The sequence below is a fragment of the Pseudomonas sp. DW-iso17 genome (assembly GCF_058725345.1).
The window spans coordinates 148,712-170,043 of sequence record NZ_JBZXEA010000001.1 but is presented as its reverse complement, the minus strand read 5'-3'; the positions used below and the strand labels follow the sequence as shown (position 1 = coordinate 170,043).

General features: G+C 66.3%; 24 protein-coding genes. 8 read left to right on the top strand and 16 right to left on the bottom strand.

Annotation, left to right across the window (positions count from 1 at the left end; all coding sequences use genetic code 11):
* Positions 1-17: 17 nt before the first annotated feature.
* The 9 genes from AC4PS6_RS00885 to AC4PS6_RS00845 are packed head-to-tail and all read right to left on the bottom strand — an operon-like array spanning position 18 to position 7,734.
* Positions 18-2,909, bottom strand: coding sequence for a conjugative transfer ATPase (locus tag AC4PS6_RS00885; RefSeq protein WP_011516996.1), 2,892 nt, complete (start codon positions 2,907-2,909; stop codon positions 18-20).
* On the bottom strand, positions 2,909-3,349 hold the full coding sequence (locus AC4PS6_RS00880; RefSeq protein ID WP_003149753.1) for a TIGR03751 family conjugal transfer lipoprotein: 441 nt from the start codon (positions 3,347-3,349) through the stop codon (positions 2,909-2,911). The genes AC4PS6_RS00885 and AC4PS6_RS00880 overlap by 1 nt, the downstream gene beginning before the upstream one ends.
* The gene (locus AC4PS6_RS00875; protein ID WP_004350605.1) at positions 3,330-4,748 is read right to left on the bottom strand and encodes a TIGR03752 family integrating conjugative element protein; all 1,419 of its coding nucleotides are present in this window, start codon (positions 4,746-4,748) and stop codon (positions 3,330-3,332) included. The genes AC4PS6_RS00880 and AC4PS6_RS00875 overlap by 20 nt, the downstream gene beginning before the upstream one ends.
* A complete protein-coding gene (locus AC4PS6_RS00870) occupies positions 4,738-5,649 on the bottom strand; it encodes a TIGR03749 family integrating conjugative element protein (RefSeq protein WP_483057210.1) in 912 nt (303 codons plus the stop codon). Before AC4PS6_RS00870 ends, AC4PS6_RS00875 begins: the two co-directional genes overlap by 11 nt.
* Positions 5,646-6,338: a PFL_4703 family integrating conjugative element protein gene (locus AC4PS6_RS00865; protein ID WP_003105641.1), complete on the bottom strand. Its 693-nt coding sequence runs from the start codon at positions 6,336-6,338 to the stop codon at positions 5,646-5,648. The genes AC4PS6_RS00870 and AC4PS6_RS00865 overlap by 4 nt, the downstream gene beginning before the upstream one ends.
* Positions 6,335-6,733 carry a TIGR03750 family conjugal transfer protein gene (locus tag AC4PS6_RS00860; RefSeq protein ID WP_003105639.1) on the bottom strand — a complete coding sequence of 133 codons (399 nt, stop codon included), beginning with the start codon at positions 6,731-6,733 and terminating at the stop codon, positions 6,335-6,337. Before AC4PS6_RS00860 ends, AC4PS6_RS00865 begins: the two co-directional genes overlap by 4 nt.
* An 11-nt stretch (positions 6,734-6,744) precedes the next feature.
* On the bottom strand, positions 6,745-7,104 hold the full coding sequence (locus tag AC4PS6_RS00855; RefSeq protein ID WP_003090173.1) for a TIGR03745 family integrating conjugative element membrane protein: 360 nt from the start codon (positions 7,102-7,104) through the stop codon (positions 6,745-6,747).
* A gap of 16 nt (positions 7,105-7,120) precedes the next feature.
* A complete protein-coding gene (locus AC4PS6_RS00850; RefSeq protein WP_003050225.1) occupies positions 7,121-7,354 on the bottom strand; it encodes a TIGR03758 family integrating conjugative element protein in 234 nt (77 codons plus the stop codon).
* Entirely contained in the window at positions 7,351-7,734 is a 384-nt protein-coding gene (locus AC4PS6_RS00845) for an integrative conjugative element protein, RAQPRD family (protein ID WP_003120001.1), read from the bottom strand. The genes AC4PS6_RS00850 and AC4PS6_RS00845 overlap by 4 nt, the downstream gene beginning before the upstream one ends.
* Before the next feature lie 203 nt (positions 7,735-7,937).
* Here AC4PS6_RS00845 and AC4PS6_RS00840 point away from each other — a divergent pair, with 203 nt between their 5' ends.
* From AC4PS6_RS00840 to AC4PS6_RS00805, 8 genes are read left to right on the top strand one after another with little or no spacing between them, the layout of a single operon-like run.
* Positions 7,938-8,408 carry a helix-turn-helix domain-containing protein gene (locus AC4PS6_RS00840; protein ID WP_003050245.1) on the top strand — a complete coding sequence of 157 codons (471 nt, stop codon included), beginning with the start codon at positions 7,938-7,940 and terminating at the stop codon, positions 8,406-8,408.
* On the top strand, positions 8,405-8,980 hold the full coding sequence (locus tag AC4PS6_RS00835; protein WP_003109777.1) for a PIN domain-containing protein: 576 nt from the start codon (positions 8,405-8,407) through the stop codon (positions 8,978-8,980). Before AC4PS6_RS00840 ends, AC4PS6_RS00835 begins: the two co-directional genes overlap by 4 nt.
* Before the next feature lie 17 nt (positions 8,981-8,997).
* Positions 8,998-9,912, top strand: a complete 915-nt coding sequence (gene cap6, locus AC4PS6_RS00830; RefSeq protein ID WP_003105629.1) for a CBASS system CD-NTase-associated protein Cap6 — start codon at positions 8,998-9,000, stop codon at positions 9,910-9,912.
* Positions 9,909-10,379: a type III CBASS phage resistance system CD-NTase-associated protein Cap8 gene (gene cap8 / locus AC4PS6_RS00825; protein WP_003105626.1), complete on the top strand. Its 471-nt coding sequence runs from the start codon at positions 9,909-9,911 to the stop codon at positions 10,377-10,379. Before cap6 ends, cap8 begins: the two co-directional genes overlap by 4 nt.
* Entirely contained in the window at positions 10,376-10,876 is a 501-nt protein-coding gene (gene cap7 / locus AC4PS6_RS00820) for a type III CBASS phage resistance system CD-NTase-associated protein Cap7 (RefSeq protein ID WP_003090159.1), read from the top strand. The genes cap8 and cap7 overlap by 4 nt, the downstream gene beginning before the upstream one ends.
* Positions 10,876-11,778, top strand: coding sequence for a CBASS oligonucleotide cyclase (locus AC4PS6_RS00815; protein ID WP_003105624.1), 903 nt, complete (start codon positions 10,876-10,878; stop codon positions 11,776-11,778). Before cap7 ends, AC4PS6_RS00815 begins: the two co-directional genes overlap by 1 nt.
* A gap of 38 nt (positions 11,779-11,816) precedes the next feature.
* On the top strand, positions 11,817-12,542 hold the full coding sequence (nucC, locus tag AC4PS6_RS00810) for a CBASS effector endonuclease NucC (protein ID WP_492180629.1): 726 nt from the start codon (positions 11,817-11,819) through the stop codon (positions 12,540-12,542).
* A gap of 9 nt (positions 12,543-12,551) precedes the next feature.
* Positions 12,552-15,167 (top strand): AAA family ATPase, encoded by a 2,616-nt coding sequence (locus AC4PS6_RS00805; RefSeq protein ID WP_492180628.1) that lies wholly within the window; start codon positions 12,552-12,554, stop codon positions 15,165-15,167.
* Between the two features lie 40 nt (positions 15,168-15,207).
* On the opposite strand, the gene AC4PS6_RS00800 is transcribed toward AC4PS6_RS00805, so the two are convergent.
* The 7 genes from AC4PS6_RS00800 to pilL2 are packed head-to-tail and all read right to left on the bottom strand — an operon-like array spanning position 15,208 to position 21,255.
* The gene (locus AC4PS6_RS00800; protein ID WP_003153644.1) at positions 15,208-15,957 is read right to left on the bottom strand and encodes a TIGR03747 family integrating conjugative element membrane protein; all 750 of its coding nucleotides are present in this window, start codon (positions 15,955-15,957) and stop codon (positions 15,208-15,210) included.
* Positions 15,954-18,143: a type IV conjugative transfer system coupling protein TraD gene (gene traD, locus AC4PS6_RS00795; RefSeq protein ID WP_004350569.1), complete on the bottom strand. Its 2,190-nt coding sequence runs from the start codon at positions 18,141-18,143 to the stop codon at positions 15,954-15,956. Before traD ends, AC4PS6_RS00800 begins: the two co-directional genes overlap by 4 nt.
* A 4-nt stretch (positions 18,144-18,147) precedes the next feature.
* Entirely contained in the window at positions 18,148-18,696 is a 549-nt protein-coding gene (locus AC4PS6_RS00790; RefSeq protein WP_003109779.1) for an integrating conjugative element protein, read from the bottom strand.
* Entirely contained in the window at positions 18,693-19,283 is a 591-nt protein-coding gene (locus tag AC4PS6_RS00785; RefSeq protein ID WP_003109780.1) for a transglycosylase SLT domain-containing protein, read from the bottom strand. Before AC4PS6_RS00785 ends, AC4PS6_RS00790 begins: the two co-directional genes overlap by 4 nt.
* A complete protein-coding gene (locus AC4PS6_RS00780; RefSeq protein WP_003098886.1) occupies positions 19,265-20,002 on the bottom strand; it encodes a TIGR03759 family integrating conjugative element protein in 738 nt (245 codons plus the stop codon). Before AC4PS6_RS00780 ends, AC4PS6_RS00785 begins: the two co-directional genes overlap by 19 nt.
* A 12-nt stretch (positions 20,003-20,014) precedes the next feature.
* Complete coding sequence (locus tag AC4PS6_RS00775; protein WP_003098888.1) at positions 20,015-20,659, bottom strand: hypothetical protein; 645 nt, start codon at positions 20,657-20,659, stop codon at positions 20,015-20,017.
* Positions 20,656-21,255, bottom strand: a complete 600-nt coding sequence (pilL2, locus tag AC4PS6_RS00770; RefSeq protein ID WP_003098890.1) for a PFGI-1 class ICE element type IV pilus protein PilL2 — start codon at positions 21,253-21,255, stop codon at positions 20,656-20,658. The genes AC4PS6_RS00775 and pilL2 overlap by 4 nt, the downstream gene beginning before the upstream one ends.
* Between the last annotated feature and the right edge of the window lie 77 nt (positions 21,256-21,332).

Genomic DNA, 21,332 nt, shown 5'->3' with positions numbered 1-21,332 from the left:
TCCGGTGTACGGCAGATTCAGGGCAGGTCCAGGGCCGGCGACTCGATGCCGCGTGCCCGGTCGATCTTCTCGGCCACCTTGAAGGCGGCATCCAACTCGCTGACGCCGTGCTGCTGCATGAGCTGGTAGCGCTCGGCCTTCTCTTCGGGTTCGGTCTGCGCGAGCGCGAGATACAGGCTCGGCGGCACGGCGCGGAAGAGCACCTCCATGCTCTTGGAGAGGATGACGCCCTCGGTGAACTTGCCCGCTTCCTTGCGTGCCGAGAGCATCAGCGCTTTCTGCGCTTGGCTCAGTTCGCGGAACCGCGCGATCTTCTCCACTTCATCGGGGGGCATCGACAGGCAGATCCACCACTCGATCATGTTGAGCATCGGCTCCGCGGCGCGCGGTAGGTCGTCAATATTTTGTGTAGCTAGCCAGTACCAGGCCCCCAGCTTGCGCCACATTTTTGTAATTTTCACGGTATACGGCGCGAGCAGCGGGTTCTTGGTGATCACGTGGCCTTCGTCGGTCACGTTGATGATCGGGCGGCCGAGATACTGGTCACGCTCCGCGATGTTGTTCACCGTGCTGATGAGGCTGATGTACGCGATCGAGAGCTGCGCGTTGTAGCCCTCGCGGGCGTAGGTCGCCAGATCGACCAGCGTGATGTCGGCCTCGGGCCACGGCGTGCCGTCGCGGTCGAACATCTCGCCGTCCGTGCCTTGGCAGAACATGTCCATCGCGTCCGCCATCTCCAGCAGCCGCACGCGCCGCATCTCGGGCAACGTCGGGTCCTGGCCGCGGGTGCGCAGCGCATTGCGCACATCGCGCGTGAGCACAGTGCGCTTCTCTGCCACGCAATGTTCGGCCGCGTCGAGGATGCACTGGCGGATCAGCGAGCGGTCGGCCCGCGTCATCCGCGCTTCTTCCTTGTCTTCGCCGCCCGTGATCATCAGCCGTGCCGTGATCTCCAGCTCGCCCAGCACGTCGCGCTGCTCGTCCGCCTCCATGGCCGAGGCATCCGGTGGCAGGTCTTCGTCCAGTGCATCGGCATCGAGCGTCTGCACGTCGCTGGGCGTTTCGATCAGCCGGCGTGCGTCGGCGAACGGCGCCAGGCTGATGCCCGAGCCGGGTGCCAGCTTGACCCGGTTCACGGTCAGCCCCAGGCGCCTGGCGAAGTCGCTGAACAAGCCGAAGCTGTTGCCGGCTTCCACGATGAAGAGGCGCGGCCGATAGATCGCGGTGACCTGGTTCAGCAGGTTGTTGAGCGTGGCGCTCTTGCCCGAGCCCGTGGGACCGAACAGGAACAGATGGGCATTCATCTGCCGATCCAACCTGTTCAAGGGGTCAAACGTAATCGGGCCGCCTCCGCGATTGAACATCGTGATGCCGGGGTGCCCCGTGCCCTGGGCGCGGCCCCACACCGGCGACAGGTTCGCCGCGTGCTGGGCGAACATCAGTTGCGTGTACCACCGGCGCCGGTCCTTGCCGGGGTTGTAGCAGCACGGCAGCCAGCGCAGGTAGCTGTTGAGCGGCGCCACCTCGTCGTCCTCGCGCACCGGCTGCAGGCCGGCGTTGAGCATCACGTTCGCGAGGTCCAGGCCGCGCCGATCCAGTTCCGCCTCGTCGCGCCCGCGTAGGTAGAACGCCAGAGTGCCCCGGTAGAGCTTGTGCGCGCTGCCGATCAGGGAGCGGGCTTCATGCACGTCCTTGAGCGTCTGCTCCGACGCCAGCGTCTCGCCCACAGCTTTCTTCGCCAGATGGTTGAGGTCCGATTCGAGGACGTCCTGCGGCGTGGCCACCATGGTGAGACACATCAAGGTGTCCTCGGGCATCTGATCGAATAGCGTGTTGATCGCGTCTCCCTTGCGGGTCTCGCCGGTCAGGTGCCCGGTGCCGGGCGGCATGCGCAGCCGGTCGGTGATCAGCACGCGGTGCGGCATGCCGTCGAAGTACCAGGCCCCTTGCGCCACGTCCGAGCGCGGCTGCCCAAAGAACAGCCGCTGGCTGAAATCCCGCCCGCTCGCCAACTCGATCTCGCCGGCCTCGCTTTCCTCGGTACTGTCCGGATAGCGCGCCAACGCGTAGAAGCGCTCCCGGTCCTCCACCCCAGGGCCGAGCAGCGTGGGGCGCGGGTTGAACCATCGCAGCAGCCAGTCGTGAACGTCCGCTGCAACCATGCGCCGGGCCTGGATGCCGGCGTTCGCCAGGCCGCCGCATAGGCGGTCGCAGACGATGCCCAGCATCTGCTCGGGTGTCTGGCCGCGGCGGTTTGCCTGTCCCTGTCCGCTCGCGCGGCGGTACACCACCATGCGCACACGCCGCGTCTGCCCGCGCCAGCGCAGCCGCGTAACCACCGTGTCCTCGAACAGGCCGCCGGGCTTGGCCACAGCGCGCAGGTGGTGGCCGAAGAAGCGCAAGTAGAACTCGGTGAACGCCGAGCCGCGCGCACGTGGCTGCACGTAATCGCGCAAGGTCTGCATGTACTGGTCGAAGCTCGGTTCGTCCTGGGCATAGAGCTGGAGCACCCACGGGTTCTCGTCCAGTTCATCGAAACTGTCCTGAAGCGCGTTTTCCAGGGCGTCGCGGGCATGCGCGAGCCAGCCGGGTTCCCGGCCTTCGGTGCCCAGCGGCACCAGTTCGTAGAACGCCGCCACCGATTGGCCATCCTCCAGGAGCATCGATTTCGACCCGGGCAAGAACTCCACCCAGGGCAGCAGTTCCACGAAGGACGGCGCAACGTCGTACAGCGCCTGCTCGTCGGCCACGGTCGCTGGCTTGCGGCCGTGGACTGCCGAACCGGGTTCGGGGATGCCGGCCTGGCGCAAGGCCTCGACGTGGCGCTGCCAGCTGTCCGGCTGCTCATCGCTAGCCGGGCTACTGGAGCCGGCGCCGGCCAGCTTCGGCCATGGGAGTTTCCACCGCATCAGTAGTCCTCCACGCGCTCGCCCGGCATCGCGTACTGGATGCGCTGGTAGAGCGGGAAGACGGTCGTGTAGCCGGGCACCGGCACGGGATCGGTGCCGGCCAGATGCGGGTACACGTACATCACGAGATCGGGATTGGGCAGGCGCTGGAACTGGCGGTGGACCTCATTGCGCGCGGTGCGCGTGTAGCGCATCTGCTCGACAGGTGCGGCCTGCACGTCGGCGTCGGTCAGGGGCCGACGCAGGCTCTGGCGCGCATCGAGCAGCTGGCGGCCGGCGTTCCGTCCGGCTGCGCCACCGCCGTCGCCGGCCTCCTGCTGCCAGATGTCCATCATCGTGCGGTCACCGTGGGTCAGCAGCTTTTCCTTGCTGGTGGCGCAGCCGCCGAGCACCGCGACGGCGAGGGCCAGCACCAGGCCCTTAATCGAGTTCGAGAGCATGGCTTTCTCCTGCGCGGTGATCGACCTTGCGGCCTTCGGGATCGAAGTCGATGGCGAGCGGTTTTTCGAGGTGGACGGCGACCTTGGCGCCGGGCTGCACATAGACGGCGGCGAACGCCTGGCCGTAGAGCTTGTTGACCCAGGCCGACATGTCCCGGACACCGCCCGCGAGAATCTGGCCGACCGCTTCCTGGCCGGTGATGCCCACGGTGCCGATGGAGCCGTCCGAGCCGACATAGGACATGCGGCCGCTGTCGCTCTCGATGAGCGAGGCCACGCCGGCACCGGCCGCGGTGATCAGGGCCTGCGAGCCGAGGTACTGCTGGGCGTTGCTGCGCCGCTCGCCGCTGACGCAGGGGATGCCGTGCGGGTCGCTGATCCAGCCCAAGCCGTCGCGTTGCTGGTTGTTCTGCTGGTTGCCCTCGCGGTCTTCGGGGATCGTGCGGATCGTGCCGTCGTTGAAGACGAACGTGATGCTGCGCACCTGGCCGCGCACGCACGAAAGCGTCCAGTCGCCCGATGCGGTGCCGCTGAACACGGCGCCGGCCACGTCGGGAATGTCGATGCCATTGGCGGTCAGGTTGTCCGGCCCGACCAGGACTTTGAACGGATAGGGATCGTTGACCGTGCCGTCGATCGGCACGCGGCCGATCAGCGCGGTCATGGCGACCGAACCCATGAGCGTGGAGTTGGTCGGCACGGTATAGACCGGCTTGGCACTCTTGACCCCAGAGGCGCGGGCGCCCGCGTTGGCCACGGTTTCCGCGGTGGTTTCGAGCGTGCTCTGCGCCGGGCCGAAGCTCGTGGGGAAGCTCATTCCGCCGCTCGCGCCACGACCGCCGTTGCGCCCCTCGGCGGGCTTTGCGTCGTCCGGCTCGACCCACCGCACGCCGCCCTCCATGCCGGCCTCGTCGCCGCCCTGCAGCCCCAGGCCCACGGGCAGGTCCGCATGGCCGCCGCCGCGCCCGCCGATGCTGTCCAGGCGCCGCTGCAGGTCGGCGAGCAGCCCTTCGGTCTGCTGGCGCGCGCTGGCCGCCTGCTCCTGGTCGCGGCGCAGGTTGGACCGCTCGGATTCGAGCGCCGAGTTGATGCGCTGGTCGATGGAGTTCTCGCGCTGGCGCAGTCGCTGGTTCTCTTCACGCTGCGACTTGTTGTCCGAGAGCGCGGTCTGAAGCTCGGTGCGCAACTGCTTCACTTGGGCAACGAGCGTCGCCACGGTGTCGCGCGGGGTGTCGCCTTCGATGCCCAGCGCCTTCATTTCCTCGGGCGTGAGCTGGGCGCCGTTGTCCGCCGCGGGTGGCGCCGTGCTGCCTCCACCCGAGAACAGCCGGATACCGACGAACAGCACCAGGATGGCGACAGGGATCATCAGCCACTTGAGCAGGCCGTTACTGCGCATGGCGGGCCTCCTTGGCGTTCTCGTCGCCGTCCGGCTGCGGCAGATGCACGGCAGGGTCGAAGCGGTGAATCGCCGGCAGCAGCGACTGCGCGAGGCCGCGGCCGCCCGTGACCAGGTAGAGGACGGTCGTGTCCTCGGGCGTGCCGCGCGGGCCCAGCGCCTCGTGCTGGAAGGTGGCGGTGAGGAAATCGCCTTGCAGCACGCGCGGGTCGAGCGCGACCCAGTCGGCGCCGGTGTTGGTGAGGCGCACGGCAGTCACCCATTGGTCTTCCAGGCGCCACGACGCGAGCACGGCCGCGCGCACCGGCAGCGTTGGCATCAGTGTGTCCAGGTCGAGGTCGCGGGGAAGGTTGACCCGCATGACGCCCGGAAGCGGCTCGACGGTGCGCAGCGGTGCGTAGAGGTTCTGCGCGGCGAAGCGCGTCAGCACGACAGGGACCGGAGTTTCGCGCCGCGCGGTCCGCGCACCTGCCTGGCCCTGGGCGCGTGCCGGGGCCTCGGCACTGTCGGCCTGCTCGCCATAGCGTCCCGGTGCGCTGTCACCCTCGACGATGCGCACCGGCTCCAGCTCGGCTTCCCCGTCCTTGGGCGGTTCGGCTGCGATGTCCAGCAGGATCAGCGCGCCCGTGTCGGCGTCCTGCAGTTGCAACCGCGTGGGCTCGATCGGCTCGCTGGCACGCAGGTACACCGCGCCGCCCGCACTCTGCACGCGCAGGCGTTTGCCCACGCCTGCGGGCACGCCCACGCGCACGTTCCGGTCGATGAATACGATGCGTTCCTGACCGACCTTCAGCGGCACTGCCAGTGGCATGCGTTCCCAACGCAGGATCTCCACCGCCTGGGCGACGGGTGCCGCGGCCACGGCCAGTAGCCCCAGCAGCGCGAGTACAGGATGCTTCATGGGGTGTTTCCTCCTTGAGGCGCTTGCGGATTCAGGTCACTCGGCGCCGGGCGCGCCGGCTCCGGTGCACTGATGCGCTGGGGCGCGCCTTCGTAGCAGTCCAGCGCCAGGCCGAACGGGTTGCGGGCGGGATCGACGTCCACCCGCGTGACCTTGATCGGATAGCGCACCAGGGCGCGTTTGACCTGCTCGGCGCCGTAGTACTCGTCCGCCGTGATGTCCAGCGTCACCACCCAGTCGCGATCGGATACGGTGCGCACGCGCGCCGTGGGGTCGTCGCCATAGCCGCGGCCGGGAATCTCGTAGATGCCGCGCACGCGCTGACGCAGCTCGCCCGTGGAGCGGCGGTAGTCATAGTCCGCCCGCAGGAAGGCCTGGCAGGACGGGGTGAGGTACGGCGAGAGCGTATGGAGGTTGCGCGAGTAGTCTTCTTCGCCATTGGTCGGCCAGCGGTTCAGCGTCTGGAACACGTAGAACGTGAACGCATAGACCGATTCGGGCGGCACTTCCCACCACTTGCGGGTACTGCCAGAGCGCAGGTCGGGCGGGACGTGGATGGTCAGGTCGCGCGGCGCGCTCCACCAGCCGCCGCCCATGACCAGGGCGACAATGACCAGCGCGCCCGCGCCCAGGCGCAAGGTCTTGATGTGCGCCTGCAGGTGGGCGATCTCGTTCTTGAAGCGGCTCATCGCATGCTCCTGCGGGTGGACCAGAAGCCCGAGCGCGAGATCAGCACGTGGCCGCCCACCCAGCCGGCCATCAGCGGATGGCGCGTTGCGATGCGCCACTGCAACTGTCGATACAGCCAGGTGTCGGGGCGCCCACGCTTGAGGCGGCGCAGGATGCCGCCGCCGATGAACACGCCCAAGGCCACGCCCAGGACAACGAACGTCGGTGCGATGGCGATCGTGCGGAACACCCACGAAAGCGGCGCGCCGACCAGCAGGCCGGCCGCGCCGGACAGGCCGCAGCAGATCCACAGCTCGTCGGCGGTGAGGCCGCGCACGACCACGGGATGGCGGTTGAGCCGGTGCGGAAGGAACGTGACCGTCCCGTCCGCACGGACGTGCTGCTGCTCGGACATACCGGCCTCGCTTACAGGATGCCGGTGGCTTCGGTGAGCAGCCAGATGCCGATCACGAGCAGCACGGCGCCGATGGCGACCGTGAGGCCGAATTGGCCCCACGTCTTGCGGCCGGTGTGGATCTCCGCGTAGGTGCCGTAGGCGTGGTAGCAGACGCCGATGAACATCGACGCCACCACCAGCAGGGCCACGAGCATGATGATGTCGTAGCCGTAGTTGCGGATGGTCTCCATGATGCCGTTGCCGGTGCCGCGCGTCGGGTTCTCCAACTGCGGCAGACCTTGCGCGAACGACAGTGCGGGCAGCGCGGCGGCGCCCAGGGCCACGGCGGCGCGCTGGGCAAAACGGGAAGTGAGGTTGCGGTTGTGCATGGTCGGGCCTTTCATGTCAGGACAGGAGGAAGAAACTCAGGACGAGGTACATCGCGACGAAGCGGATGCAGACGCCGAGGAACTGGCGCTGGTTGAGGCGGCTCTCGGACCACCCCACATAGGCCGTTCGGATGGCCCAGACGCCCCACACGAGCAGGACCGCGAACACGACGCCGACCAGGACGGTCGCCATCGCGGAAGGCGCGATACCGCTGTTGGCTTGAAATGCCGAGACCTGGGCGCCGTTCATTGCTCGCCCTCCGCAGTCGTCTTCGGCGATGGCGAAGCGGCCCGCTCGGTGCGGTAGTCGCCGGCCAGTTCGGAGGGGTCGCGCGGCTGAGCGCGTGATGGCGTCAGGTGGAACTGGATGCCGGCGCGCACGCGCGCCAGGTCAGCCAGCAGCCGTGGGTAATCGAAGTGGTAGCGCTCGCCCGGCTGGATGGGGGCATGCGCGGCGCTGTCCGCGACGGTGCGTTCCAGCGCGTCGAGCTGGCGCAGCGCGGCGACCAACTCCTGGCGCTGCGCCGGGGACTCGGCCAATGCCATCGGGGACTGGCCCAGCACGAGGGCCGTCACGAAAAAAGTGGGCACGCCGCGATGCGCGGCGCGCAGCCAGATCGAAGCCACCATCGCGCCATTCCTGTGTGATCAGCAATGGGTTGATCGTGGAGATCAGGGCTGTTTCAGGCCGCAAACAATAGGAACTGGCGGACGACCGGATTGGGCATGCTGCGAGCGAACCTACAAAAGCACGGGTCGCGCTTCGATTATTGCGTTTTTCGAGTATTTCGAATATGATCGGCTCTGCAACCGTTTTCGCTTAGGAGCTACCCATGACCACCGCCACTGCCCAATCCAAGATGACCCTTCCCGCCGCGGGAGAGGTGAAGGCAGCCGTCCAGGGTCAACGTGCCTTGGCGGCTTACCTCGCAACCCAGTTCGAGACGCAGCACATCCAGATCTTTGATGACCACAAACAGGCTCATCAGGTGGAACTGCCTACCTCGGCTTTACGCCTGCTGGTCGACATCCTGGCCGAGTTGGCCGATGGCAATGCAGTAAAGGTGGTGCCCGTCCATGCAGAGCTGACGACCCAAGAGGCGGCGGACTTGCTCAACGTGTCCCGTCCCCATTTCGTCAAGCTGCTCGAAGATGGGGTGTTGGCATTTCATCGCACCGGCAAGCACCGCAGGGTGAGGTTCGCCGATCTGATGCAGTACAAGGAAGCGCGCGAGCGCGCCAGTGAGCAGGCGATGGCCGAACTCGCTCAGCAGTCGCAAGAGTTGGGAATGGGATACGAATGAGGCATTCCCCATTCACCGCCGTCTACGACGCGTGCGTTCTATATCCCGCGCCACTGCGGGATTTCCTGATGTGGCTCGGCCTGTCTGGCCGCTTCCGGGCGCGGTGGAGCCAAGCCATTCATGAGGAGTGGAAACGCAACCTGTTGATCAACCGCCCCGATCTCACCCGGGTTCAGGTCGACAGGACGTCGGATCTCATGGACCGGGCAATTCCGGACGGCTTGGTGGAGGGCTACGAAGCGCTCGTGGCAGGCCTGACATTGCCCGATCCGGACGACCGGCACGTCCTGGCTGCGGCGATTCGCTGCGGTGCGAGCGTGATTGTGACGTTCAACGAACGGGATTTCCCGAACGATCTGCTGGCTCCGTACGGCATCGAATCGCAGCACCCCGATGAGTTTGTGGACAACCTACTGGATCTGGACGCGGCCGCCGTGGTGTCGGCTGCGCAGCGCCAGCGTGCCCAACTCAAGCATCCGCCGATCGAGGTGGACCGCTATCTCGAAATCCTGCTGCGCCAGGGCCTTGTGCAAACGACCAAGGTGCTGGCGACCTATCGCACCATTCTCTGACCCGCCGAGAGCCACGGATGACCAAGAATCCTTCATCAGACGCCACTTTGCCGAAAGGCATCCATCGAAGCTGGAAGCTGCCGGACACGTCGCTGGGCGCCCTGTGGGATTCCATCGTCATGGACGAAGCTCTCAAGAAGCAGTTGCTGTCACAGGCGATCGTCAACTTCACGGTGCGCCCCAAGGTGGAGCGCACGGTACTCCCCCTGCACGGCGTGATCTTGTTGGTCGGCCCGCCGGGGACTGGGAAGACCTCCTTGGCACGGGGCTTGGCGCATCGTGTGGCCGAATCTTTTTCTTCTGCGAAGTTTCGATTGCTGGAAGTAGAGCCTCACACGCTGACGAGCTCTGCAATGGGAAAGACTCAACGCGCCGTGGCAGACCTGTTCTCGCAATCGATCGCAGAATCCGCAGCGGCGGGCCCGACGATCGTCCTTCTGGACGAGGTCGAAACGCTTGCGGCTGATCGAGCCAAGCTCAGCCTGGAAGCCAACCCGGTTGATGTGCACCGGGCCACCGACGCGGTGTTGGTGCAGTTGGACATGTTGGCCGAACGCAACCCGCATCTGCTGTTCGTGGCCACCAGCAACTTCCCACAGGCCGTCGACAGTGCCTTCCTATCTCGTTGCGACATGGTGATGGAGGTGCCACTGCCCGGCAAGGATGCCTGCAAGCAGATCCTGGTGGACTGCCTGAATGGCCTGGCAAAGACATTTCCGGGGATTGGCAAGCTTTCCTCGGCTCACCAGTTCGACGCGTGCGCTGGCGAGTGCGTCGGATTGGATGGTCGGGCCATTCGCAAGGTCGTAGCCAACGCCCTCGCGGCCGACCCGCAAGTGGCTATCGATCCGAACAAGCTTTCCGTAGAGCACCTGCGCAGTGCGATACGACAGGCAACGCAAATGCGCCTTCAAGGAGGGAAGCAAAAATGACCACCGTTGTCAGCCGGACGTTTCGCAGCTCGCCGCACCGCGATGCGTTGCAGACGTGGGATGCCATTGTCGAACTGCTCACTCAGGGCAAGGACGGCACGGCTCGCTCTGAACTCAGGGCCGTGGCGGGCGTGGCCGCCAGCTTGATCGCCGACCAGGCACCCAAGAGCGCGCCCATCGTTGCGACATGCGATGGACCACGGACCAGGATCTACTGCCTCTTCGACGAAGACGCGATCGATGGTGATGATGCCAACGAAGAAGTCTTGGGGTTCGAGCCGTTGAAGGGAGACTGGGGAGTCTCGCTGCCGTGTCCGAAGGAGCAGCTCGGCTGGGTGCAAACCGCGCTCAAAAAGCACAGTTCTCGCATCATTGCACGGGACTTGAGCCAAGGAATTGCCACGCAGGCGCAGGCCGATGCTGGACAAGCGCTGTCGCTCGACCTCGGAGGTTTCCTCAAGTCATGAGCACCGTCGCCACCTACTCGTACACGCACTCGGTTACCTATGTGACCGACAACATCCTCAAGAGCTTGAAAGACATCATCCTGCTCAGTGGGCTGGACCCCGAGCACTTCGCGGATCGCTGGGAGAGCAATACCCGAGCCATCAAGACGTGGCTCGGGACCGGTGATCTGCGCAAGGTGATTCTGGAGATCTACAACCCGGCAACCGACAAACTCGTGACCCGATGGGATATCGACATCGTGTATGGGTGGTCCGATGGCGACGGCAGCTTCTGGACAGATACCGAGCAGTTGAAGTACGCGATCAAGAAAGCTGGGCTGCTGCCATCGCAGGCCAAGTACAAGTTAATGCTCGATACAAAGCCAGGGCGGCCTGATGTGGAGGGGTGGAGCAAAGGAAGTTATCGCTCGACGGATGGAATGGTCAAGCAGAGCCTAGGCTCGACTGTCGAACACAGCGGCCTGGCGGGTCAGGCCGGATATTGGAGGCAACGCTGATGCTGTCGATCGATGAAGCTTTTCGCAAGTTCAAGTCGCGTCTGGAACTCAACGAACGCGAACAGAAGAATGCCTCGCAACGCCAGAACGAAGTGCGGGACTACCTGCAGACCAAGTTCGGCATTGCGCGCAGCTTCCTGACCGGGTCCTATGCTCGATACACGAAGACGAAGCCGCTCAAGGATATCGACATCTTCTTCGTGCTGAAGGACTCGGAGAAGCATTACCACGGCAAGGCCGCATCGGTAGTGCTGGATGATTTCCACTCTGCATTGGTGGAGAAATACGGTTCGGCGGCCGTGCGCAAACAGGCGCGCTCGATCAACGTGGATTTCGGTGTTCACATCGACGCGGAGGACAACACGGACTACCGGGTGGTCAGCGTGGATGCGGTGCCCGCATTCGACACCGGCGACCAGTATGAGATCCCCGATACGGCGTCCGGAAAGTGGATCAAGACGGACCCGGAGATCCATAAGGACAAGGCGACCGCAGCGCACCAAGCCTATGGCAATGAGTGGAAAGGTCTCGTGCGCATGGTGAAGTACTGGAACAACAATCCCAAGCACGGCGATCAGAAGCCGGTGAAGCCCTCGTTCCTGATCGAGGTAATGGCCCTTGAGTGTCTTTACGGCGGCTGGGGAGGATCGTTCGATCGCGAGATCCAGTCGTTCTTTGCCACGCTTGCCGATCGTGTTCATGACGAGTGGCCGGATCCCGCCGGACTTGGCCCGGCGATCAGCAACGATATGGATGCCGCGCGCAAGCAGCGCGCGCAGCAGCTGCTGTTCCAGGCGAGCCAGGACGCAAGCATCGCCATCGACCACGCGCGTCGTGGTCGCAATATCGAAGCGCTTCGCGCCTGGCGCGCACTGTTTGGCCCCAAGTTCCCACTGTCCTGATTCCATCGGCTTCCATACACGTCCCATCGAGGTACAGCATGTCCCAGTGGTCGCTTTCCCAGCTCCTGTCGTCCCTGCATGAAGACATCCAGCAGCGCTTGTCCGTAGTACGCAAGACCTTCGGTCACCCGGGTACGAAGGGGGATGCGAGCGAGAACGTCTGGATCGACATGCTGGATACCTATCTGCCCAAACGGTACCAGGCGGCGAAGACGCATGTGGTGGACAGCCTGGGGAACTTCAGCCAGCAGATCGATGTGGTGGTGTTTGATCGGCAATATTCGCCTTTTATCTTCACCTACGAGAACGAGACGATCATTCCAGCCGAAAGCGTGTACGCCGTGTTCGAGGCCAAGCAGACGGCTGACGCGGGGCTTGTGGCCTATGCCCAGGAGAAGGTCGCCAGTGTGCGCAGGCTGCACCGCACGAGCCTGCCGATCCCGCACGCTGGCGGGACCTACCCAGCGAAGCCGTTGATTCCGATTCTGGGTGGCTTGCTCACCTTCGAGAGCGAATGGAGTCCTGCATTGGGTCCATCCATGGACAAGGCGCTGAACGCAAACCTCACCGAGGGGCGTCTGGACATCGGATGCGTTGCCGCCCACGGGCACTTTTTCTATGACCAAGCCAGCGGCGCGTACAGCTACACCAACGAAAACAAGCCGGCGACCGCGTTTCTTTTCAAGCTGATCGCGCAGCTTCAGTTCAGTGGAACGGTCCCCATGATCGATGTGGAGGCTTACGGTCAGTGGTTGACCAAGTGAGGGGGCGCTGTGGCAAGCATACGTTCGGAGTACCACCGGTTCCTGGCGCACTTGGCGCAGCGGCACGTGCACGACGACGTGCGCCGGCTGGCGCACCTGGTGCTCGATCACCTGCAGCCACTGGCCGAGGTCGGTGCTGCACGCCGGGGGCGCTCCACGCGCTTGGCGCCGCTGGCCATCGCGCATCTGGCGCAGATGCCTGTCGCCTACGACGGGGACGCGCGCGGCCCCGAAAACGGGCCGGCGCTCGGGCGACTGCACCAGCTCGAAGTCGGGCCGTTTCGAGGATTCATGCGGCAGGAGACGTTCGACCTCAGCCATGACATCACCTTGGTCTACGGTGCCAACGGCACCGGCAAGAGCAGCTTCTGCGAAGCCTTGGAAGTGGCGATGCTCGGTTCGATCAGCGAAGCGCAGGCCAAGCGGGTCGACCAGCGGACGTACTGCAACAACGCTCGCCTGCGCCGCCACGTCGCGCCAGTCCTGTCGTCTACGGCGGCGGGCGAAGCGCAGGCCGTCCAGCCCGACGAAGCTGAGTATCGCTTCTGCTTCATCGAGAAGAACCGCCTCGACGATTTCGCCCGAATCGCCGCGCGGACCCCGAGCGATCAGCGCCAGCTCATCGCCACCCTGTTCGGCGTGGACCAGTTCAGCGAGTTCGTGCGCGGCTTCAACCCCTCGCTCGATCAGGACCTGATGCTTGCCGGCGTGCAGGCGGCGCAGCGTCGCCTGCGGTTGGCGAACTCCGAACAGACCATCGCCGCCTACCCGCAGAAGATCGCAGCGGTCGAGGGCCTGGAACAAGCTTTGGCGCAGCGCATGTCACCTGGCGCGACCTATCAAGCCTGCGTGGACTGGCTGCTGGGTACGCCGCAGCAGCAAGGACGGCTACCGTATGTCCAGGCTCAGCTGGACGCCAACCCGCCTGCCATTCACGAGGTGACCCAGGCCCGCCTGCAAGCGTTGCTGGCAGAGGCCTACCGCGTCCAGGGACTGTGGCAAGCGTCTTCCGCGCAACTCGCGGCCCGCGCGGGCGAGGTGTCGTACGCGAAGCTCTACGAGGCCGTGCAAGCGTTGGCGGACGGGGCGACCGCGTGTCCGGCATGTGGAACCGGACTGGCCGCTGTGGCACAGGACCCGTTCGCCAGGGCGCGAATGGGCCTGGAGCAGCTCGCGCAACTGGCCGTCCTGCAGCAGCAAGAGGCCGGGCATCGGACGCAGTTGAGCGAGGCGGTCCGAGCGCTGTGGGACGAAATGCGCCGCGTGGTGGCGGCGGCTGGGGTCGCTTGTCCTGCCGAATCGCAGGCCGCGGGCCTGCCACTGCTGCCTCCCACGTCGGCGGGCAATTGGCTCGGCGGCTGGGTGAATGGGGACCAGCGCGCCTGGCAAGCCCTCTTACGGATCGCACAGATCATCGAAGGCTTCGACGCGCAGGCGCGCGACGTGCATGCCCAGCGCGGCGCGATGGCCCAGGAGCGGGACCGCCTGCAACAGCATCAGCTGGAGATCGAACGGCTGCGGACCATGCGCACGACTGCGGATCAGGAGCTGGCGGCCGCCCGCCAAACCGTGGCCCAATTCGACGACGCGAACCGCGGCCTGATCCAGGCGGCCACGGACGAAATGCCGGTGGTGGTGCACCATCAGCGGGTCAAGGCCGCCTACGACGGCTTCCTACCCGAGATTCAGGCATACCTGACCGCTCTGCCGGGGGTTCTGCTACAGGGGCTGGGAGACCAAGCCCGCCATCTCTACAACGCATTCAACCGGGCCGATCCGCCCGGCGATCTGCTGCACGCGCTGTGGTTGCCCGTGGCCGAGAACGGCAAGATCGAGGTGGAGTTCGCCGGCGAGCCGGGCGTGCGCTACGACGCGTTGATCGTCTTCAGCGAAGGGCACATCAAATGCTTGGGTCTGGCGATTCTGCTTGCCAAGAACCTCGCGCAGGGCTGCCCCGTGGTCATCTTCGATGACGTCGTCAATGCGATAGACGACGACCATCGCGATGGCATCTGGCGTACCTTCTTCGAGGACGGTTTGCTCCACGGCAAGCAGGTTATCCTCACCTCGCACGCAGAGGAGTTCCTGCACCGCATCCAGCAGGAGTTGGGCGTGCGCCGCGCCGCGGCCATCAAGCGCTACAAGTTTCTCCCGCATCAGGGAGAGCACGAACTGCGGGTCGACAGCGACCCGCCAGCGAAGAACTATGTTCTTCTGGCCCAGCAGGCGTTGGCGGCTGACGAGAAACGCGAGGCACTGCGCCAGGCCCGGCCGGCGCTGGAGAGTCTGACGGACCGCCTGTGGACGTGGCTGGGTCGGCGGGCGGACGGCCGGATCGACATCAAGCTGAGCGGGCCCCGCGCGCCTTGGGAGCTGAACAATAAATGCACCAAGTTGCGGTCGGCCGTCGAGCGTATCGCGGCGCAACATGCGGGTGCGCCGGATGCCGTAGGGGCGTTGGTCAGGCTGCTCAATGTCAGCGGTACGAGTATTGAATGGGGTTACCTCAATAGCGGTGTGCACGACGCTCAGCGCGATCATGAGTTCGATCGGGCGACGGTAAGAACGGTCGTCGAGGCGGTTACGGCGTTGGATGCTGCTCTTGATACCCTGCAGAACCGATGAACGGCACACGGCTTTGCAGAGCAGTGCCGCCCGTGTCACCTCATAAGTACTTCTTGAAGCTGCCTGCGGTCAGGCTGACTGCCATCCCCAGCAACGCCGCGCTGGGCAGCAGGATGACCAGAGGATGCACCGCTATGGGCAGTGCGAGATAGGTGACCCAAGGCAGCACGGCCAACGGCATCAGGCTGGCCTTCGCGCGGTGGTAGATGAAGCCGGATTCGCGGCCCGCGCCGAACCGGCGCACATCCCGTCGCACCAGGCCGTCGATCAGGCCGACGAATGCTGCAGTGAGGATCAGCGGCAGCGTGAGTACCAGGACCAGCAGGCGCACCAGGAAGGTGAGCGTCGTGAAGGCCGCAGCGATCAGGTAGCTTTCGGCCCAGACATAGACTTGGCTGATGTAGTAGCGGAAGTTGCGGCTCTGCCCGTGGCTGGCCGCGCGGGCGCGCTCGGCGGTCTGGCTCATGCGCTCCAGCAACCCCGAGCGCACGAACACCCACTCGTACCCGGTATCCACCAGCTCGTGCGCCGTGCGCCCGGGCTCCTGCACCACCACGCTGCGCGTGAAGTGGTTGGACAGGTGCCCGAGTTCGTACTGCAGCATCTGCTGGGAGTGGCGCCAGCCCTGGTCCTTCCAGAACAGGTGCATGCCGACGCACTCCACCACGATCGAGAACAGCAGCGAGCCGATGAGCACCCCGAGCAGCCGGAACGGCAAGGTGATGGTGCCGACGATCAGCCCCTGGCGCTGGTTCTGCTCCCGCTGCGCGGTCGAGGCGGCATCCTTCATGGTGCGGCCTCGCCGGTGCTGTCGTCGGCGCCGGTGGCCACCGCGTCAGGCTCGGCTGGAGCGGCGTCATCCAGCAGGTCGTCGGGCAAGGCTGCATGCGGCAAGGCTGCGGAACTGGTGAACTCCCACCACTGCGTGGCCTCGCTGTAGCTCTGGCGCATATACCCGGCCAGTTGCTGCAAGTCCGTCGGCATCACTTCATCGGGGTCTGGCGCCGGAAGCGGCATGCGCACCTTCCAAAGCTGGCCGCCCTGCAGCAGCGCGAAGCATTGGCCCTTGGGCAGACCGACGACGTGTGACGGCTCGATCATCGGCACGCTGGCCATGCTGATGCGGTCCTGGGTGTTCGACGTGAAGTCCGTCGCGCCGCGGATGTCTGAGCTGTCCGTCGCGCCCGAGACGATGGTGGTCGTATAGACCTCGACCTTCGGCAACTGCCTCGTCAGCAGTTCCGCGGTGGCCGTCTCGCGCACGCGCAACATGAATAAATTGTTGAAATTCCCGATCACTTGGCCGGCCTTCGCGCGGTTGCCGATGCGGGCCTCGATGTCCGAAAGCGTTTGCGTGTAGGCGGTGACTTGCAGGCCCGCGCCACCGCCCTTGTTGATGAGCGGAATGAACTCGTCACCCATCAATTCATTGAACTCGTCCGCATGCACGTTGATCGGCACGCGCGCACCAGCCGATGCGCCCGGCAGGCCATCGTCGATTCCGTGCTTGTAGATGTGCCCAGCCACCGAGACGAGATCGCTGAACATCGAGTTGCCGACCGCTGCGGCGACCTCCGCATCGGACAGCGCGTCCAAGCCGACATAGACGACGGCGCGCTTCCTGATCACCTGCATCCAGTCGAAGATCGGGCGCGGGTCGGCCAGGTCGGAGTAGTTCGGCGCCAGGAGCTGGGCGATCTTGCCGCTCGTGAGCTTTTCCAGCAGCGGCAGCAGCGATGCAACGATCTTGTCGAAGTAGGTCTTGTCGTAGCGCACCGCCGAGCGCAGGCCATCGAGCACAGGGTCGTAGTTGCGCGCCTGGGAGAGGTATTGCTCCAGCGCCACCACACGCTTCTCGCGCCCGATCATGTTCCTTGGGATGTTCTTCTCGTTGAGCTTGGCCTCGATCTGGACGATCACCTCCCAGGCCTTGGGCTCCGTCTTGGCAAAGTAGTGCTGGGCGTACTCAATGAACAGCGCGTCGATGTTGATGACGTGGCGCTGGATCAGCATGTAGTCCGGGCGCTGCCCCAGTTCCACCAGGGCGCGGGCGATGATGTTCACGAAGCGCCATGCGAACTCGCGGAACGCCGCGCTGTTGCCTTCGCCGGAGAGCTGCCCCGCGATGCGTGTCGCCACTTCCGAGATCCGACCGAAGCGGCCCACGGCGTTGTAGCGGGCGCTGATTTCCGGCCAGCCCAAGTGGAAGATGTAGAACTCGCCTTCGCGGCCAGCGCGCTGGGCTTCGACGTACATCCGTTTCAAGAGATCGGCATCCCCCTTGGGGTCGATGACGATGACGACCTCATGCTCGCCGGCAGCATTCCTGCGACGGATGTCCTGCGTGACGAACAACTCGGCCAGGCGCGTCTTGCCCACCCGCGTGGTGCCCAGCACCAGCGAGTGCCCGACGCGCTCGCCCAGCGGCAGGCTGACGTCCACTTCGTCGGGCTCGATGCCGTGCAGCCTTGGCAGGCCGCCGACAGGCGGCAACGGGCGCACGGGGTTGAAAGGCGCGTCCCAGCCGGTGAGCTTCGGCAGGCGCGAGAGCGGCAATGGCGCGAACTCCAGCCGTTCCTCCAGGCGCCTGGTCAGCCGGTAGGCCGGCGTCGGCTCGACGTAGCGGCGGAACTCGGGCCGGTACGTCTGCATCAGCCGATGCGTGTGCTTCTGCTCCCAGAGAAAGCCGCGCCCCACGAATAGGCGCTGCTGGCTGACCGGCACGTCCTTGCTGGTCATCACGTAACGCGGCAGACGGCGGATGTTGCGCCGGTAGCGCAGGATGATGCGGGCATCGCGGTAGCGGATCGCGCCGTAGGCGCCGAACGCCAAGGCGCTGCCGATGCCCATGGCCGGGCTCAGCGCGAGCGACCATGGGGCCACCAGGCACAGAAACGCGGCGCCTGCACACGCCGCGACGGTGTATAGCTCCACCGCTGGGCGTAGCAGAACCTCGACCGGCTGTTTGCCCGACATGGCTTCATTGCTCGATGCCGGTGGCCGTGATCAGCGCCGGGTAGTGCCGCAGGCCCAGGCGATCGGCCAGGTCGTCGCCGGCCACGGGCGCGAGCGGCACGCCCGGCACCAGGGCGCGCAGCCGCGCCAGGCCCTGCGCGGTCTCGACGTTGACGACCAGGCCGACCGCGCCACGTTCGCGCAAAGCGGCGGCGCGGCGCTGCAACCAGGCCCGGGAAGCCTCGTCGTCGCCGATGACCACGAACGGCCGCAGGCCGGGCGCTTCGATCACCCGTCGCGCGACGGTGCCGGGCGTGAGCTTGGCGCTGCGCACCGGCAGCATCGCGGCTTCGTCCGCCCGTGTGGCAGGAACCTGGGGCGTCGGGATGGACGGCCGCGCCGGTGCGTTGGCGCGCGGCTGGAGATTCAGGGCTTCGTAGTACGGCAATGCCGACGTGCCGCCACGGTCCTCGACAACGATCAGTGGCTCGCCGGCACGCGAGGCCAGCGGCAGGCCTGACAGCAGCATGAGTAGGCCCGTGAACGCGAGATGGGCGGGATGGGGTTTCGTCATGGGGAGGTCTCCTGGCGCGCCGCGAGGACCGCGGCGGCTGGTCGCGTGCCCTGCACGCGGGCAAGGTGGCGCGACACGCTGCGCCGATAGCGGGCGGCGGGCTCGCCGCCTGCGGGGCGGTGGTAGCGGCCGATCGCCAGCAGCCAGTCCTCGCCGGGGGTGTGCTGCTCCTTCAGGATCTCGGCGGCAACGGCCAGGTTGCGATACGGATCCAGCAGGTCGCACGCGCCGGTAAAGCGGTGCTTGTGGTAGCCGAGGTTGATCTGGCCCAGGCCCGCATCAATGCGCGTGTGCGGCGTGGCGCGCATCGCCTGCTGCAGGCCAGCGCAGGCGTCGGCGCGCGTGGCGAAGCGGCGCGACTGGCCGGCGACGTTGAGGGACCACGGCCACGGCACCAGGCGCCCGTTGCGCCGGATGCCGCTCTCCTGCAAGGCCACGGCGTAGAGCACGGTCGAGGGGATGCCTGCGCGCTGGGCGGCAAGCTGGTAAGCCGGTGGCGGAACCTCCTGGGCCAGGGCGGCAACGGCATACAGGCCGGCAGTGAGCACCAGTGCGCGCAGGGGCATGGCTACGGCTGGCGCTGCCATTGGCCGTTCACTTCGCGCACGGCGGCGGGCAGATCGCCGGGCAGGCCCAGTGACAGCCAGCGGCCGCCGTCGTGGTTGAGCGTGATGCTGCCGGCGCGCACGCGCGCCGGGTCGATCTGCGCGCGCTTGGCCCAGTCGCGGATGCGCGCGTCATCCTGGCGGCTGCCCACCATGTACAGGTCGAACTCCGCGCCCGAGGATTGCAGGCGCTGCACGAGCTGTCCGCAGGCTGCGCAGCCGTCCTTGACGAACACCGCCATGCGGCCGCTGCCGCGCAAGGGACTGCTGGATGGGCCGGCGCCCGGCTTGTCGTCGGGCAGGTTCACGCGCTGCATCCCCGGATTCAGGCGCTGCCAGGCCTCGTCGTAGGCGCGCTGGTAGGCGAGCAGCTTCTCGACGCGGCGCGCTTCCACCTGCACCTGCAGTTCCGCATAGCGGCGCCGTTCTTCGTCCGTGCGAGCTTCGATGCCCAGGGCGGACAGCGGGTCCAGGTTGGGCGAGTAGATACCCAGCGGCCCATCCATCAGCTCGCGGTAGCGTGCCCATTCTTGTGGCTGCAAGCCCCATTCGGTTGCCACCCGGTCGTCCAGCACGCGGGCGGCCAGCGGGCGCTCCTGGCTCTGTGCGTTGCGCGCCGAGGTCGTTGCGGGCTGCTGCGCCCAGGCGGGCCATTGCGACGACGCCACCAGGACCGCGAAAAGGAGGATCGACGGCTTCATGGGGTGCTCCGGTCAGGGAATCGCCACGCGGCGGGTCTGGTTGCCGGCCTGGAACACTGCGGTGTTGCCCTCGATCGCCTGCAGGCGCCACGGGCCGACCGCATCCCCGGGCAGCAGCACCTGAAGTTGGGCGGGCGTGAAGTCCCCGATGCTCGGCGCGACGGACACGCTGCGCTGGCCGGCGCGCAGTTCGGCGCCGACGACGCGGAATGGCAGCGGCGGCAGCTCGGTCTTGGAGGCGGCGGACGTGCGCGATGCGCGCCGCTGGGCGGGTGCGGTGGCACGCGCGGCGGCTTGGCGCGCCTTGATCTGCTCGACCTCCGCGCGCAGCGCCTGGAGGTCGTCGGCCGCTGCGTAGCCACTGAGAGATTTCTCGACCTGGGCCGCGCGTGCTTCCAGAATCTGGCGGGTGTCTTTGAGGTCAGCGTCCGTCGCGACGGCCGGGCGCTGCTGGATGGCCTCGATCGTCTCGGCCAAGCCAGTTGCCTGCGCTTCCAGGCGTTGCAGGCGGGAATCCAGCCGCTCCTGGTCGGCCTGGTCGCTGAGGGCCTGGTAGCCCAGGGCCGCCAAGACGCTGAGGAAGATCAACCAGAGCCACATCAGGCTCTGCACCACCACGGCGGCGGTCGATCGCTGGGCAGGTTGCGGGGCGTTCATGGCTGGCCTCCCGAAACCATGGGTGCCAGCGGGAACGTCTGCACCGCCTCGGTGGCGGGTGGCTCGGATGGGGACTCGGCGACCGCGCGATCGCCGGGCCGCTCGAAGCAGATTTGCCGTGCGCGGTCATCCGCGTGCAGTTCCCAGGCCGGGCCAGCCAGCGTGAGCAGCGCATCGCGCAAGGTCATGGGGCCGAGGTGCAGGTGTACCGCCGGCAACGGCAGCGCGTACAGCTCGATCACGGCATGCGCGGTCTGGCACAGGCCATAGCCGCTGCGTTTGAGCACGTGCCGAAGCCCATCCCCGACCGTGGCGCGGGCATCCTCGGGCATGGACACGTCGATGGTCTGCAACAACAGGTCGCGCTGCGCCGCCATGGGTGCCAGTTCGACCAGTGTGTAGCGGGCGTAGCGCACGACCGGGATGTACTCGGAAGCCTCGGGTTCAGGCGCGGCCAAGACTTCCGCGATGGTGTCGGGCGCGACCGGCGCAGTCGTCGTCGCGCAGCCACCGGCCAGCACCGACCACAGCAGGCCGAGAAATCCCGCCAGAAGGCGGCGTTCGGGATAGTGAAACCACGGTGGAGAGGGGCACATAGCTCGGCGTCCTGAAACATCCAGCCCTCACCATCGCCGCTCAGGCCGCGAGCGGCAGCAAACAATGCGAACCAGGC